This window comes from Streptomyces sp. H27-C3 (assembly GCF_030063415.1).
GTDB lineage: Bacteria > Actinomycetota > Actinomycetes > Streptomycetales > Streptomycetaceae > Streptomyces.
The window spans coordinates 1-14484 of record NZ_JASITA010000058.1 but is presented as its reverse complement, the minus strand read 5'-3'; the positions used below and the strand labels follow the sequence as shown (position 1 = coordinate 14484).

The window sequence follows — 14484 nt, the reverse complement described above, 5'->3', positions numbered from 1 at the left end:
TGGGCGGCTGGGCCGCTGCGCGGCCAAGCCCGCACCCCGCCCCCACACCTTGAGCCCCGCCCCCCTCACGCATTGGGCCGCCCCTTAGCCGCCGCAGCCACCGCCATCTCCTCCACCTGCGCCAGCAACGGCATCGGGTCCACCCCCACCGTCCCCGGCAGGAAGTCCGCGATCCGCTCCGGCGTCCACGCACCGCCCTCCGCGTATCCCGCCCGCAGTTCCCTCGGCTGGGCCCAGACCGCGATCTTCGGGCCGGCGATCGTATAGACCTGGCCGGTGATCCGCTCGTCCCGGGCGCGCTCGCTCAGCAGATAGACGACGAGCGCCGCCACGTCCTCGGGCTCACCGATCTCCTTCAGCTCCATCGGTACGTTCGCCGACATCCGCGTCCGCGCCACCGGCGCCACCGCGTTCGCCGACACGCCGTACTTGTGGAGCCCGAGCGCCGCGCTCCGCACCAGCGAGATGATTCCGCCCTTGGCCGCGCTGTAGTTGGCCTGCGCCACGCTGCCCTGATGGTTGCCGCTGGTGAAGCCGATCAGCGTCCCCGTGCCCTGCCGCCGCATCACCGCGGACGCCGCCCGGAAGACGGTGAACGTGCCCTTGAGGTGCGTGGCGACGACCGGGTCCCACTCCTCCTCGGTCATGTTGAACAGCATCCGCTCACGCAGGATCCCGGCGACGCACACGACCCCGTCCACCCGGCCGAACTGCGCCAGTGCGACATCGACGATCCGCTGCCCGCCCGCCATCGTCGAGATGTCGTCCGCGACCGCGACGGCCTCACCGCCCGCCGCCACGATCTCCTTCACCACCGCCTCGGCGACCTCGCTGGTCGGCTCCGCGCCTTCCATGGACACGCCGTAGTCATTGACGACCACCCGCGCGCCCTCGGCCGCGCAGGCCAGGGCCACCGCCCGCCCGATGCCTCGCCCGGCACCTGTGACGGCGATGACCTTGCCTGCCAAGAAGTTCCCCATGTCCGGCCCCTTCCCGCGGTTTCTGACGGACCGTTAGATTTTATGGGTACGCAGCGGCCCGAACACAAGACCCGAGGGAGCCCCATGTCATTGCCGGCCGAGTTCCACGACATCGCCAAGCGCGTGAACAACTGGGGGCGTTGGGGCACGAACGACGAGATCGGCACCCTCAACCTCATCACCGACGAGGTCGTACGCACCGCCGCGGCCACCGCCGTCCGCACCGGCCGCCGCATCCCTCTCGCGCTGCCCCTCCAGCAGGACGGCGTACAGACGGGCATAATCCCCGGCCGGGTCAACCCACTCCACTCCATGGTCCAGATCAACCAGGAGCTCTTCGGCCCGGGAACCGTCGCCACCAGCGACGACGCCGTGACGATGGGCCTCCAGGCCGCCACCCACTGGGACGCCCTCGCCCATGCCTCACACTCGGGAAAGATCTACAACGGCCGCCCGGCCGACACCATCACCGCGCACACCCGCGCCCGGTTCAGCGGCGTAGACAAGGCCCGCCACATCGTCTCGCGCGGGGTGCTGCTCGACGTGGCCCGCGCGAAGGGCGTCGACCGGCTGGCGGGCGATCACGCGGTGACGCCCGAGGATCTCGAAGCCGCGGAGGAACTGGCGGGCACCCGGGTCAGGAGCGGCGACATCGTGCTCGTACGGACCGGGCAGATCCAGACCTACTTCGCGGGCGACAAACACGGCTACGCGTACCCGTCCCCCGGCCTGTCCCTGCGTACGCCCGAGTGGTTCCACGCCCGGCACGTCGCGGCGGTCGCGAACGACACGCTGACCTTCGAGATCTTCCCACCGGAGGTCGAGGACCTGTGGCTGCCGGTGCACGCGCTCGACCTGGTCGAGATGGGCATGCTCCAGGGTCAGAACTGGAATCTCGAAGAGTTGTCCACAGCCTGTGCGGAAGAGAAGCGGTACGCCTTCCTGCTCTCCGCGATGCCGGAGCCGTTCATCGGCGGCACAGGCACCCCCGTCGCCCCCGTGGCCATTCTCTGAGGCCGTACAAGCCGTACAAGCCGCATGAATCACACAAGCCACATGAATCACACAAGCCACACGAGCCACCCACCGCGGCCGACCGGCTTTTTGGGTGGCGGCGCGCTCCCGCACGCCCCGAACACGGCACGGCGGCCGCCACCCGGTCCCGGTGCACGGGCCTGCCGACGCCGAACCGCCCCGTGCTCGCCGAGGTGCCTCAGCCCCTCGGCGTCCCCTCACGATGAATCGCCACACCCCAGGGTGATCAGGCCACCACGGCCTGTCAACAGCGGGACGGTGATGTGCGCGTCAGACCCGATTAATGACGGCGCACGAAGGCTCGCACGCCCCCGCCTCGTACGCCACCGGCGCTCCTTCGGGCGCCCCCCGGTTGCCCGCGTCCGCCGCCTCGGCAGCAGTCGCCTCGCACCGGTCGACCTCGCACCAGATCCGTTTGCCCGCGCCCTCGGACTGCCAGCCCCACCGGTCCGCGAGCCCGTCGACGAGCTCAAGACCGCGCCCGTTGCAGTCGTCGCCCTCGGCGTGCCGCTGCTGCGGCGGCCGTGCGCTGGAGTCCGCGACCTCGACCCGCACCGTGCCGTCGTCGGCTGTGCCGAAGAGCATGCGCAGCACGGCAGGACAGCCCGTGTGCACCACAGCATTGGTGACGAGTTCCGAGATGAGCAGGATCAGCGTCTCGGCAAGCGGCTCATCGGCCTTTATCCCGGACCCGACGAGCCGCGAGCGTGCCCATCTCCGAGCCCGCCCCACCTCCGCGGGATCGGGCCCAACCTCCAACTGCACCTGAAGCACCTGCACCGCTCACACCATCCGAACCGGCGGACACATCGCCTCGCGTCTCCACAGGGTCACAGAACGTGACTCCCTTATGGGACAGCATGGTTGACGTACAGTCACCGCAACAAGCGCTTCGGGCATATTCCAGCGCGAAGGAGTACGCGTGCTGCATACTGTGCGACGCGCGCTGCGGAGAGTCGAACAGGGGCGCGCACGGCGCCACCGCACGGCGCGAACGGCGCACGTACCGGCACCCGGAGTCGCCGTACTGGCAACACCGGGACAGCTGGGATTCGCCACCGCTCGCATCCCACGGAGCGTACCGGAGCGCAGCGCCGACTCCACCCCGTGACGAGTCACGCATAGGACACAACCCGATATCGACGCTCGGTAATCGCTCAAAGTTCGCTGCAGAGCGCCTCTGTACGGAACGTACGGACGAACGTCTCGGCCCCATGTCTGCGCATATGTACACACCCGGTCGCATCCAGTCGCATACAGCCACAGCCGTTCACAGCGCGGCGGCCAGCGCCTCCGCCGCCTCCCCCGCCGTCTGCCCCCGCTCGGCCCGCACCCAGGCCCGCTTGAGGTGGAGATGGACGTCCGCCTCCCAGGTGAAGCCCATACCGCCATGCACCTGGAGACAGTTCCTCGCGTTACGTACGGCCGCCTCGTCGGCCAGCAGCTTGGCGCCGGCGATCTCCACCGGGTCGCCCGTCACGGCTGCCGCGTATACGGCGATACGGCACACCTCCGCCCGCACCAACATCTGCGCGCACAGATGCTTGACCGCCTGGAAGGCACCGATGGGCTGCCCGAACTGCTCGCGCTCGCGCGCGTACGCGACAGCCAGCTCCGTGGTACGCGAGGCGCTGCCGGCCTGCTCGGCCGCGGTGAGCAGCGCGGCCTCGGGCCAGGAATCGGGTGCGCCGGGGTCCACCGGCACCCGGTGCAGTGGCGTCAGCGGGTCCACCGACCGCACCGGCGCGGCCCCCGAGGCGTCGCCGAGCACCTGGTCGGCGGCGTCCAGCCACTCCACCAGGCCGTGGTCCACCCGGGTCACCACGGTCTCGCCGGTGGCAGCGCCCGGCACGGCGCCCGCGGCCAGGTGGGTCGCGACGAGCGGGCCGGGCAGCAGGGCCCGCCCCGCCTCCTCGAAGAGGAGGACCGCCTCGGGCAGCCCGAGGCCCACCCCGCCGTCCTTCTCGAGCAGCCGCAGCGCGAAAAACCCGGCGTCGCCCAGCTCGCGCCACAGCGCCCGGTCGATGCCGGGTGCACCACCACGTGCCGCACCTTCGCCCACCTCGTCGACGGCCGCCCGCAGCCGTTCGCGCCCGAAGCGGCCCGCCAGCAGCTCCCGCATCCCCGCCTGCAACGCCCGCTGGTCGTCCGTCGGCCGGAAATCCATCAACGCCCCTTCGGGAGGCCGAGGATGCGCTCGGCGACGATGTTCTGCTGGATCTGGGACGTACCGGCGGCGATCGTGTACGAGAGGGACGAGAGCCGGTCCAGGGTCCAGTCGTGCGACAGGTCGAGGGAGTCGGGCCCCAGCACTTCGGCCGCCGCGTCGTACAGCTCCTGACGGGCTTGCGAGTAGCGGAGCTTGAAGACCGAGCCGCCGGCGCCGGGTACGCCGCCGGTGCGCTCGGCCTCGGTCACGTTCCACTGGGTGAGCCGCCACAGCGCGGTGAACTCGGCGTTCAGCCGCCCGAGTCCGCGGCGCAGAGTCTGGTCCTCCCAGCGGCCGGTCGCCCGCGCGGCGGCGGCGAGTTCGCCCAGGGTGCGGCGGCAGGCGACGACCTCGCCGACGAAGGCGGTGCCGCGCTCGAAGGAGAGCGTGACCATGGTGACGCGCCAGCCGTCGTTCTCCTCGCCGACCCGGTTGTGCACCGGGATCCGTACGTCGTCGAGGAACATCTCGGCGAACTCCGCCGACCCGGCGAGGGTGCGCAACGGCCGTACGGTGACGCCCGGCGCGTCCATCGGCATGGCCAGCCAGGTGATCCCGCGGTGCTTGGGTGCCTCCGGATCCGTGCGGACCAGGAGCTCGCACCAGTCGGCGACCTCCGCGTGCGAGGTCCAGGTCTTGGACCCGTTCACCACATAGTGGTCGCCGTCACGCACCGCGCGGGTCCGCAGTGAGGCCAGATCCGAGCCCGCGCCCGGCTCACTGAACCCCTGGCACCACACCTCGTCCCCGCGCAGGACGGGCGGCAGCCAGCGCGCCCGCTGCTCCGCGGTCCCCTCGGCGGCGACGGTGGGGCCCGCGTGCAGCAGGCCCACGAAGTTCGCGCCGACGTACGGCGCCCCGGCCCGCTCGGTCTCCTCCAGGAAGATCAGGTGCTGGGTGGGCGTCGCACCGCGCCCGCCCGCGTCGGCCGGCCAGTGCAGACCCGCGTACCCGGCGTCGTACAGCCTGCGCTGCCACGCCGTGTCGTACGCGCGTCTGCCCGGCCAGTCCATGAGATCGGGGCGCGGCCCGAGATCGGGCAGGGTCTTGGCCAGCCACTCCCGCAGCCGCTCCCCGAAGTCCCGTTCCTCCCGGGTGTAGGTGAGATCCATCAGCGGCCCGGCTTGTCGAACGTGCCGAACTGCCGGACGTCCAGGTCGAGCATGCGGATCGCGTTGCCGCGCATCAGCTTGTAGACGGTCTCGTCGTCGAGGCCCACCATGTGGTCGAGCGCGACCTCCTTGGTGTGCGGGAAGGTCGAGTCGACGTGCGGATAGTCGGTCTCGAAGGTCGCGTTGTCCCGGCCGACGACGTCCAGCGAGGCGACACCGTGCTTGTCGCGGAAGAAGCAGCAGAACATCTGCCGGTAGTAGTACGTCGACGGGGGCTCGGGGATGAGGTCCTTGACCCCGCCCCACGCCCGGTGCTCCTCCCACACGTCGTCGGCGCGCTCCAAGGCGTACGGGATCCAGCCCATCTGGCCCTCGCTGTAGGCGAGTTTGAGGCGAGGGAACTTCACAAGGACGCCGCTGAAGAGGAAGTCCATCATCGAGGCCATCGCGTTGTTGAAGCTGAGCGAGGCCTGGACGGCGGGCGGGGCGTCGGGCGAGGCGGCGGGCATCTGCGACGACGAGCCGATGTGCATGTTGACGACGGTTCCGGTCTCCTCGCAGATCGCGAAGAAGGGGTCCCAGTAGCCGGAGTGGATGGACGGCAGGCCGAGGTGGGTGGGGATCTCGCTGAAGGTCACGGCCTTCACGCCACGCGCCGCGTTGTGCTTGATCTCGGCGACGGCGAGGTCGATGTCCCACAGCGGGATGATGCACAGCGGGATCAGCCGGCCACCGCTGTCGCCGCACCACTCCTCGACCATCCAGTCGTTGTACGCGCGCACACACGCCAGGGCGACCTCCTTGTCGCGCGCCTCGGCGAAGGTCTGCCCGCAGAAGCGCGGGAAGGTGGGGAAGCAGAGCGAGGCCTCGACATGGTTGATGTCCATGTCCGCGAGCCTGGCCTTGGGGTCCCAGCAGCCGCGCCGCATCTCCGCGCGGGTGATCCCCTCCAGGGTCATGTCGTCACGGTCGAAGCCCACGGCGGCGATATTGCGCTTGTACGGGAACTTGAGGTCCTCGTAGATCCACCAGTCGGTCGGCGGTCCGTCCGGGTCCATGGTGATCCGGTACTTGCCCGCGACGTAGGCGAGTTCACCGATCCCGGCGGTCAGCGGCTGTGGCCCGCGCTCGCGGTATTTCGCGGGCAGCCAGGTGTCTAAGAGGTGCGCCGGTTCGATCACATGGTCGTCGACGCTGATGATCCGAGGCAGTTCCATGGGCGTGTCCCCTTCGGCGTTTCTGATGACCCGTCAGAAATTAGGCTAGCCCCGCACCTCTGGACCGACAAGGCGCTGAGCCCTACGCTCTCGGCACGATCTGACTGTCCGTCAGTTGTCCAGAGTCGCCAGGGAGCTCGGACCATGACCGATACGCCACATCAGCTGGGCGCCTCGCGCACCCTGTGGGAACTCGTCACCCGACGCGCCGCGCTCACCGGGGACAGGCCCGCGCTGCTCCAGGACGACCGCACCCTCACCTTCGGCGCGCTGCGCGAGCGCGCCGAACGGGTCGCGGCCGGGCTGTACGGGCTCGGGGTGCGACCCGGCAGTGTCGTCGCCTGGCAGCTGCCGACCCGGATCGAGGCGGTGCTGCTCTCGGTGGCCCTGGCCAGGCTCGGCGCCGTACAGTCGCCGGTCATCCCGTTCTACCGCGACCGCGAGGTCGGCTTCGCGCTGCGCGCGTCGAAGGCGGAGTTCTTCGCCGTCCCCGGCGAGTGGCGCGGCTTCGACCACGCGGCGATGGCCCACAGGATCGCGCTGGAACTCCCCGACCCCGTCATGGTCTTCGAGGCGTACGAGAGCCTGCCGGACGGCGATCCCTCGGCACTGCCCCCGCCCCCGGACGCCGCCGACGGCACGGCGGTCCACTGGATCTACTGGACCTCCGGCACCACATCGGATCCCAAGGGCGTCCTGCACACGGACCGTTCGCTGCTCGCGGGCGGCTCCTGCCTGGCGCACGCGCTGCGGCTCAAGCCCGATGACATCGGCTCGATCGCCTTTCCGTACGCGCACATCGGCGGCCCGGACTACCTGGTGATGCTGCTGCTGTACGGCTTCCCCGCCGTCCTCTTCGAGCACTTCGCGCTGCCTGCCGCGCTCGACGGCTACCGCAGGCACGGCGTCACGGTCGCGGGCGGGTCAACCGCGTTCTACTCGATGTTCCTGAGCGCCCAGCGCGAACAGCCGAACGAGAAACTCATCCCCACCCTGCGGCTGCTGGCGGGCGGCGGGGCGCCCAAGCCGCCGGAGATCTACCACGCGGTCGTGCGCGAGCTGGGCTGCCAACTGACACACGGCTACGGCATGACCGAGGTCCCGATGATCACCATGGGGGCGCCCGACGACACCGTGGAGAACCTGGCCACCACCGAGGGCAGGCCGCCACCCGGCATGGAGATACGGATCACCGCCGACGACGGCAGGCCACTACCGATCGGTGACGACGGCGAGGTGCGCCTGCGCGGCGAGGCGGTCTGCCACGGCTACCTGGAACCGGCCCAGACCGCCGAGGCCTTCGACAGCGACGGCTTCCTGATCACCGGCGACCTCGGGCACCTCACCGCAAGTGGCCATCTGGTGCTCACCGGGCGGCTCAAGGACGTCATCATCCGCAAGGGCGAGAACATCTCGGCCAAAGAGATCGAGGACCTCCTCCACCAGCACCCGGACGTGGGCGACGCGGCGGTCGTCGGGCTCCCCGACCCGGTGCGCGGCGAGCTGGTGTGCGCCGTCGTCGAACAACCGGCGGACGCCGGCCCGTTGACCCTGGAGGGCATCACCGCCCAACTGCGGGCGGCGGGGCTGTCCGTGCACAAGCTGCCCGAGCGTCTTGAGATCGTGGACGCGCTGCCGCGCAACGAGGCGCTGCGCAAGGTCCTCAAGTACAAGCTGCGCGAGCGGTATGCGCCGGGCAGTCCGTAACAGCCCTGCGGCTACGGGGCGTCCGGGTCCGCCGTCGTGTAGTAGGCCGCGAAGCCGGTGAGGATCTGATCCTCACCGATCAGCCCGTCGTCGTCCGTCTCCAGAGCGCCCGCGACCCGGCCCGCGATCCCGCTCTCGACACCCAGCACGCGCAGGACGCGTTCGGCGGCCTGCGGGGCGACGCCCGCGCTCTTGCCCTCGACGGCGACGGCGATCACGGCGTGCAGAAAGGGGCGGGCGATCTCGGCGAACCGCTTCGGGTTGTCCCGCAGGCGCTTCACCGCGCCCGTGACGAATTCCTCGCGGGTGACCCGTTGGTCACCGTCCACGTCGGCGATGCCCGCCATGCCCTGCCAGAAGGCCTCCGCCCCCATGTAGAGCGCCTGTCCCTTGTCGGAACGGGCCTTCGTGCCGAACTCTGCGAGCAGGGCCGCGGCCGCGGCACTGAAGTCCTCGCGGTCGATGTAGCCGTTGCCGTCCTGGTCGAAGGTGGCGAAACGGGCGGCCGTCTTGCGCTCGTACTCTGCGCTGTCCATATGCGGAGCGTACGACGTGGGCGGGTGGGTCGTGACCGGTTCTCGCATCGAACCTCCTCGGAACGGGTGGCCCGAACGGCTTGTTGCCGCCGCTCGGACTGCTCGGGTCGGACTGCTCGGGTCGGACTGCTCGGGCCCGGAGCACGACGGCTCAGGCGGAGAGCGCCTGAGCCTTGTCGTCGGCGGCGGTCTCGACGTCCGGGTAGACCTCGAACAGGCGGCGTACGCCCAGAGCGGCCAGCACCCGGTTGACGTGCGAGCCGTCCTCCGTGCCGTGGGCGGGCAGGATCAGCCGCAGATACCCGCCACAGGAATGCATCAGCCGGCGGGCGGCGATGAGCACGCCGACCCCGCTGGAGTCGCAGAAGAAAACCTCGGAAAGGTCGAGAACCACCCGGTGGCGGCCCTGGGCCACGGCGTCGTGAACATGCTGGCGGACCGCTGGGGACGTCACCAGATCCAACTCCCCGGAGACATGGAGCACGGCCCAGGCGTTCTCGTCGGCCTCGATCACCTTCAGCGTCACGCGACTGGACCTTTCGTTCTGCCGGCTGCTGTTTCGGTTACGGATCTTTTCTGCCGGTACGGGCTGCTGATGCGGAGGTTTCCCTTCCACGTCGCGACTGCCCAACGGCTCCCACCCGAAACACAATGGCCGCAGAAGGACTGGATCATTATCATCCTGGGCGCGACCGGGGCGCACATGCGCCAAAGGAGCGTGCGTTGTCGGTGGCCCGGACTACATTCGAAGGAAGTGACGAGGGCACAGGGGTCGGCACGGGCACACGCACAGGGGCACAGGGGCACAGGACTGGGGGCAGCATGGCGAAGGACGCACCACCTCGCTGGGACCGCAGGATGCAGCAGCGGCTCGCACACGGCGAGGCGGCGGCGCTCGGAGAGCTGTACGACCGGTTCGCCTCGCTCGTGCACAGCCTGGCCCACCGCGTGCTCGACGACGACGACGCGGCCGACCAGGTCACGCGTGAAGTCTTCGGCCATGTCTGGGAGCACCCCGGCGCGTACGACCCCAAGCAGGGCTCGATGCGAGCCTGGGTGGCCAAAATCACACACCGGCAGGCCGTCGACCGACTGCGGCGGACCGGGGCGGCCGCCATAGCCGGCGGAAGCGACAGCACCACGGAGGAGCTGGAGCAGCAGGTCCGCAGGGCCTCGGCGGCGGCCCGCGCGGACTACATCGTGACGTCGATGCCCGCGCCACTGCGAGCCGCGCTGGAGCTCGCGTACTTCCAGCGCAGGGACTACCGGCAGACCGCCGCCGACCTGGGCGTCACCGAGGACGAGGCGCGCCGCCGGCTGCGGCTCGGCCTGCAGCTGCTGTCCACCGCCAACCCGCGCCCGCCAGGGGCGTCCGACTACCGGCAGGCGCGGTGACCGGCGCGCGCGGGCCCGGCGACGAGGACGGACAGGAGCACGACGGGCCCGGTCCGGACAGGCCGGAGGGGTGGCTCGGCAGGCAGTCTCCGCGCATACCGGGACCGCGTGCGGCTGCGGACGACCGTGAGGTGCTGGGGACGCCACCCCCGGCCGCCTCGCTGCCGGTGCCGCCACAGCCGCCTCCCCTGCCACCGCCGTCCCACAAGGTGCTCAAGTCGCTGCTGGGCGCGTGGGCGCTGGCCGCGTGCTCCCCGGAGGAGACCAGGGCCGTCGAGGAGCATCTGACCGACTGCGCCCCGTGCGCGGACGAGGCGCTGCGGCTGCGGGACGCGGTCGGCCTGCTCCAGACCGAGCGCAGCCTGGACCTGGACCCGCTCCTGCGCAACCGGGTGCTCGACGGCTGCCTGGGCCGCCGCCCCGCGCGCATCCCCATCCCGAGCTGGGTCACGCCGTACGACGCGGAAACGGCGCGGCTCGACGCCCTGTTGAAGGACATCGGCGACTCGGAGTGGCACGCGCCGGTCCGGCTGCGGTGGTTCGAGGGCGACACGGCGGCGAGCCGCGAGACGACCGTCGCCGGGGTCATAGGGCACCTGATGACCGTCGACGGCCTGGTCGCGACGGCCCTGGGCCTCGGCGACCCACTGGCGGACCCATCGGCCCGGGTGGCCACCGGCAAGGCCTCCCCGACGGCGCTCACCGAGCGGTACTGGCGCAGCTACGCCCGGCCGCCCACCCGCAGCGTCCGCGAGCCGTGGCGGGAGCAGAGCCACGATCTGATCCGCACGGCGTCCTTCGCGGGCCGCGGGGTCTCCGAGCTCTCCGTGTCGTACGGCGACTTCGGCCTGCCGCTGTGCGACGCGCTGCTCGACCGGGCCTTCGAGTGCTGGGTGCACGCGGGGGACATCGCGGATGCGGTGGACTACCCCTACGGGCCGCCGGCCGCGGCCCATCTGAACCGCATGATCGACCTGGCGGTGCGCCTGCTGCCCGCGGCCCTGGCCGCCCGCCGCAGCGCGGGCCTGGCTTCCCCGTCGGGCCGCCTGGTGAGGGCGGGCTCGCCGGGCCGCTCCCTACACCTGGAGATCGAGGGCGCGGGTGGCGGCGACTGGTACATCTCCCTGGACTCCCCGGCCGCGGTCGGCTCACCCGACCACGAGGTGGCCCATGTAGCCCTCGACGGCGTCGAATTCTGCCAACTGACCTCGGGCCACGTCCCACCCCAGGAAGCGGCGGCGGGCCAGCGGGGAGACCGGGACGCGATCAGGGACGTCCTGTTCACAGCGGCATCCCTGAGCCGCCTCTAGGGCGGCATCCGGCAGGCGGGCTACGCGAAGATGACCGTGCGGCGGCCGTTCAGCAGGACCCGGTGTTCGCTGTGCCACTTCACCGCGCGCGCCAGCGCCTGGCACTCCACGTCGCGGCCGATCGCCACCAGCTGCTCCGGCGTCACGCCGTGGCCCACCCGTTCGACCTCCTGCTCGATGATCGGGCCCTCGTCGAGGTCGGCCGTCACATAGTGCGCGGTCGCGCCGATCAGCTTCACACCGCGCGCGTGCGCCTGGTGGTAGGGCTTCGCGCCCTTGAAGCTCGGCAGGAACGAGTGGTGGATATTGATGATCCGGCCGTTCAACTGCTTGCACAGGTCGTCGGAGAGGACCTGCATATAGCGGGCGAGGACGACCAGCTCGACGTTCTCCGCGCGGATCAGTTCGAGCAGCTGAGCCTCGGCCGCCGCCTTGTTCTCCCGTGTCACCGCGATGTGGTGGAAGGGGACGTCGTACGAGGCGACCAGTTCCGCGAAGTCCGTGTGGTTGGAGACGACCGCGGCGATCTCCACCGGCAGGGCGCCACTGCGCGAGCGGAACAGCAGGTCGTTCAGGCAGTGCCCGAACTTGCTGACCATCAGGACGATCCGCATCCGCTCCTCGGGACGGTGGATCTGCCAGTCCATCCCGAAGGAGTCGCCCACCGCCGCGAAGCTCGCCCGCAGCTTCTCCACGGTCACCGGCGGCTTCGCCGAGAAGTGGACCCGCATGAAGAAGAGCCCCGTGTCGTGGTCGCCGAACTGCTGGCTGTCCTCGATATTGCATCCGGTGATGAAGAGATAACTCGACACGGCGTGCACAATGCCCTGTTTGTCCGGGCAGGACAGCGTCAGCACGTACTGATCGGGCCCGTCGGGCAGGTCGGACGCGGGGGCAGGAACGGGGACGGGCTGTGTGGCGCTCATGACCCCAGAGGATTCCACACCGGGCACGGACGGGTTCGCCCCGGTCACCATGCGGATGGCGCCCGGCAGGGCACCCGCAGGGCACCCGCAGGGTCAGGCCGAGCGCGTCATGCCGAGCGGGTCAGGAGGCGTATGGCATCCAGGGAGCGCGGCTCGACGTCCGGGTCGTCCCCGTCGTTCGCCGCGAGCCGTACGTGTGCCTCGCGCGCCGCCCGTACCGCCTCCGGCCAGGCGTGGTGCTCCAGATACGCCGAAACCGGCGCGTCCGCCCCCACCTGGTGCATGATCTTCAGCACCCGCAGGACGGCGAGATCGACCAGCGACGCCTCCTGGGCGTCCCGGAAGATCGTGCCGATGTATTTCTCGGCCGACCAGTTGTCCAGCCAGGTGTCTTCGACCAGCCGGTACACGGCGTCGGTCACGTCCCCATAGCCCTCAAGACCGGCCAGCCAGCACTGCTGCTGGAAGGCGGGGTCGGAGAGCATGTGCAGCGCGGAACGCACGTTCGTGCGCCAGCGCCACCACGGCATGTCATTGAGCGGCATGCCGCCCATGGTGGGGGAGCGACGGCCGCGACGGGAAGAGTTCACCGAACCTTGCACGATTGCAGATCGTACGTTCCCCGACTCGGCGGGCGTAGGGCCCCCCGTAATTCACCCCGATGTCACAGAGCGTTGTGCGGTACTCACTCCGCCGTTACCCAGGGGGCGGAAGGGTGCGTGCACATGACCGGACGGCAAGGCCCTTCCTCCCCCCGCCCACGCCCGACCAGGACCGCGACGCTCTTCGCCGCGTGTACGGCAGCGGCGGTCGGGGCTTCGCTGCTCGCCGGCTGCGGAGTGCTCCCTGGGGGCTCCAGGGAGCCCGTGACCGTGATGACGTGGGCGCCCGAAGGCACCAAGGCCACCAATATGCCCGGCATGCCCGCGATGGCGAAGACGTACGCGCGCTGGGTCAACGCGAAGGGCGGCCTGGCGGGCCACGAACTCAAGGTCATCACCTGCAACGAGCGCAACACCACATTCGGCGCGGCGGCCTGCGCGCGGCAGGCGGTGCGGGCGGGCGCGATCGCGGTCGTCGGCTCGTACAGCCAGCACGGCCGGGCCTTCATGGCGCCGCTGGAGGTCGCGGGGATCCCGTACATCGGCGGCTACGGCGCGTCCGACGAGGAGTTCGTCAGCCCGTTCTCGTACCCCGTCAACGGCGGTCAGGCGACCCTGCTGGCCGGCAACGGACGGCAGCTCGCCCGCGACTGCACCCGCGTCGCCCTGGTGCGGCCCGACACCATCGCCGGCGACGACCTGCCCGCGCTCCTCGGCTCGGGCCTCGCGGAGGGCGGCGGACACCCGGCCACGGACATCCGGGCGGCGGAGGACGCGAGCGACTACACGGCGGCGGCCCGGAAATCGCTGAAGAGCGCGCGGTCGGCATCCCTCGCCGGGACCGGGACCGGGACCGGGAAGGGCTGTGTCACGGCGGTGCTGGGGGACCGTACGGAGACGTTCTTCGACTCGTTCCGGCGGGTGGAGTCCGAGACCGGCGGGAAGGTCGCCGTCGCGTCGGTGCTCGGCAGCGTCGCGCAGCCGCTCCTCGACCGCACGGGCGGCCGGAACGGCCCCTTCGAGGGCGCGTACGTCACGGGCTGGTACCCGGTGGCGAGCGACCCGCGGTGGGACCCGATGCGCAAGGTGATCCGCGAGCACGCGTTCGCGGACAACCGGATCGATCCGGCCGAGCCCGGCGTGCAGACCGCCTGGATCGCCTACACCGTGCTGAAGGAGACGGTGGAGGCGATCGGGGGTGGCGACGAGGCGGACATCTCGGCGGCCGATGTCTTCCGGACGCTGAACCAGGGCGACGGCGTACTGACCGGCGGGCTCACGCCCCGCCTCAGCTGGCGCTTCGAAGACATGCTGTCCTCGCGGGACTTCCCGCGGATCGTCAACCGGGACGTGACGTTCCAGGTGGTACGGCAGGGGCGGCTGGTGCAGCTGAAGAGGGACTTCGTGGACGTCGGCGAAACGCTGGTACGGGCGCCGTCGGCGGGGTGAGGGGGG

General features: G+C 70.7%; 14 protein-coding genes. 5 read left to right on the top strand and 9 right to left on the bottom strand.

Features of this window, described 5'->3' with window-relative positions:
• Nucleotides 1–65 precede the first annotated feature (65 nt).
• Nucleotides 66–980 carry an SDR family oxidoreductase gene (locus tag QMK30_RS35120; protein ID WP_283522406.1) on the bottom strand — a complete coding sequence of 305 codons (915 nt, stop codon included), beginning with the start codon at nucleotides 978–980 and terminating at the stop codon, nucleotides 66–68.
• Nucleotides 981–1064: 84 nt separating this feature from the next.
• Here QMK30_RS35120 and QMK30_RS35115 point away from each other — a divergent pair, with 84 nt between their 5' ends.
• On the top strand, nucleotides 1065–1994 hold the full coding sequence (locus tag QMK30_RS35115; RefSeq protein ID WP_283522405.1) for a cyclase family protein: 930 nt from the start codon (nucleotides 1065–1067) through the stop codon (nucleotides 1992–1994).
• A gap of 291 nt (nucleotides 1995–2285) precedes the next feature.
• Here the strand turns inward: QMK30_RS35115 and QMK30_RS35110 are convergent, their stop codons facing one another.
• The 4 genes from QMK30_RS35110 to QMK30_RS35095 all read right to left on the bottom strand — a co-directional run bounded on the left by QMK30_RS35110 (nucleotide 2286) and on the right by QMK30_RS35095 (nucleotide 6553).
• Nucleotides 2286–2795: an ATP-binding protein gene (locus QMK30_RS35110; protein WP_283522404.1), complete on the bottom strand. Its 510-nt coding sequence runs from the start codon at nucleotides 2793–2795 to the stop codon at nucleotides 2286–2288.
• 490 nt (nucleotides 2796–3285) lie between these two features.
• Nucleotides 3286–4182, bottom strand: coding sequence for an acyl-CoA dehydrogenase family protein (locus QMK30_RS35105; RefSeq protein ID WP_283522403.1), 897 nt, complete (start codon nucleotides 4180–4182; stop codon nucleotides 3286–3288).
• On the bottom strand, nucleotides 4182–5336 hold the full coding sequence (locus tag QMK30_RS35100; protein WP_283522402.1) for an acyl-CoA dehydrogenase: 1155 nt from the start codon (nucleotides 5334–5336) through the stop codon (nucleotides 4182–4184). Before QMK30_RS35100 ends, QMK30_RS35105 begins: the two co-directional genes overlap by 1 nt.
• On the bottom strand, nucleotides 5336–6553 hold the full coding sequence (locus QMK30_RS35095) for an amidohydrolase family protein (RefSeq protein WP_283522401.1): 1218 nt from the start codon (nucleotides 6551–6553) through the stop codon (nucleotides 5336–5338). The genes QMK30_RS35100 and QMK30_RS35095 overlap by 1 nt, the downstream gene beginning before the upstream one ends.
• Before the next feature lie 144 nt (nucleotides 6554–6697).
• On the opposite strand from QMK30_RS35095, the gene QMK30_RS35090 reads away from it, so the two are divergent.
• Entirely contained in the window at nucleotides 6698–8260 is a 1563-nt protein-coding gene (locus QMK30_RS35090) for a class I adenylate-forming enzyme family protein (protein ID WP_283522400.1), read from the top strand.
• A gap of 11 nt (nucleotides 8261–8271) precedes the next feature.
• Here QMK30_RS35090 and QMK30_RS35085 read toward each other — a convergent pair whose 3' ends face one another.
• Entirely contained in the window at nucleotides 8272–8796 is a 525-nt protein-coding gene (locus QMK30_RS35085) for an EF-hand domain-containing protein (RefSeq protein WP_283522399.1), read from the bottom strand.
• A gap of 151 nt (nucleotides 8797–8947) precedes the next feature.
• Nucleotides 8948–9322 carry an STAS domain-containing protein gene (locus tag QMK30_RS35080; protein WP_283522398.1) on the bottom strand — a complete coding sequence of 125 codons (375 nt, stop codon included), beginning with the start codon at nucleotides 9320–9322 and terminating at the stop codon, nucleotides 8948–8950.
• Between the two features lie 296 nt (nucleotides 9323–9618).
• Between QMK30_RS35080 and QMK30_RS35075 the strand changes: the two genes are divergently transcribed.
• Nucleotides 9619–10191: a sigma-70 family RNA polymerase sigma factor gene (locus QMK30_RS35075; protein WP_283522397.1), complete on the top strand. Its 573-nt coding sequence runs from the start codon at nucleotides 9619–9621 to the stop codon at nucleotides 10189–10191.
• Nucleotides 10188–11501 (top strand): zf-HC2 domain-containing protein, encoded by a 1314-nt coding sequence (locus QMK30_RS35070; RefSeq protein ID WP_502963280.1) that lies wholly within the window; start codon nucleotides 10188–10190, stop codon nucleotides 11499–11501. The genes QMK30_RS35075 and QMK30_RS35070 overlap by 4 nt, the downstream gene beginning before the upstream one ends.
• A 20-nt stretch (nucleotides 11502–11521) precedes the next feature.
• Here the strand turns inward: QMK30_RS35070 and purU are convergent, their stop codons facing one another.
• Both purU and QMK30_RS35060 read right to left on the bottom strand, forming a co-directional pair.
• Nucleotides 11522–12427 carry a formyltetrahydrofolate deformylase gene (purU, locus tag QMK30_RS35065; RefSeq protein ID WP_283522396.1) on the bottom strand — a complete coding sequence of 302 codons (906 nt, stop codon included), beginning with the start codon at nucleotides 12425–12427 and terminating at the stop codon, nucleotides 11522–11524.
• A 107-nt stretch (nucleotides 12428–12534) separates the two neighbouring features.
• Entirely contained in the window at nucleotides 12535–12981 is a 447-nt protein-coding gene (locus tag QMK30_RS35060; protein WP_502963282.1) for an SCO4402 family protein, read from the bottom strand.
• Nucleotides 12982–13152: 171 nt separating this feature from the next.
• On the opposite strand from QMK30_RS35060, the gene QMK30_RS35055 reads away from it, so the two are divergent.
• Nucleotides 13153–14478 (top strand): ABC transporter substrate-binding protein, encoded by a 1326-nt coding sequence (locus QMK30_RS35055; protein WP_283522394.1) that lies wholly within the window; start codon nucleotides 13153–13155, stop codon nucleotides 14476–14478.
• Nucleotides 14479–14484 lie beyond the last annotated feature (6 nt).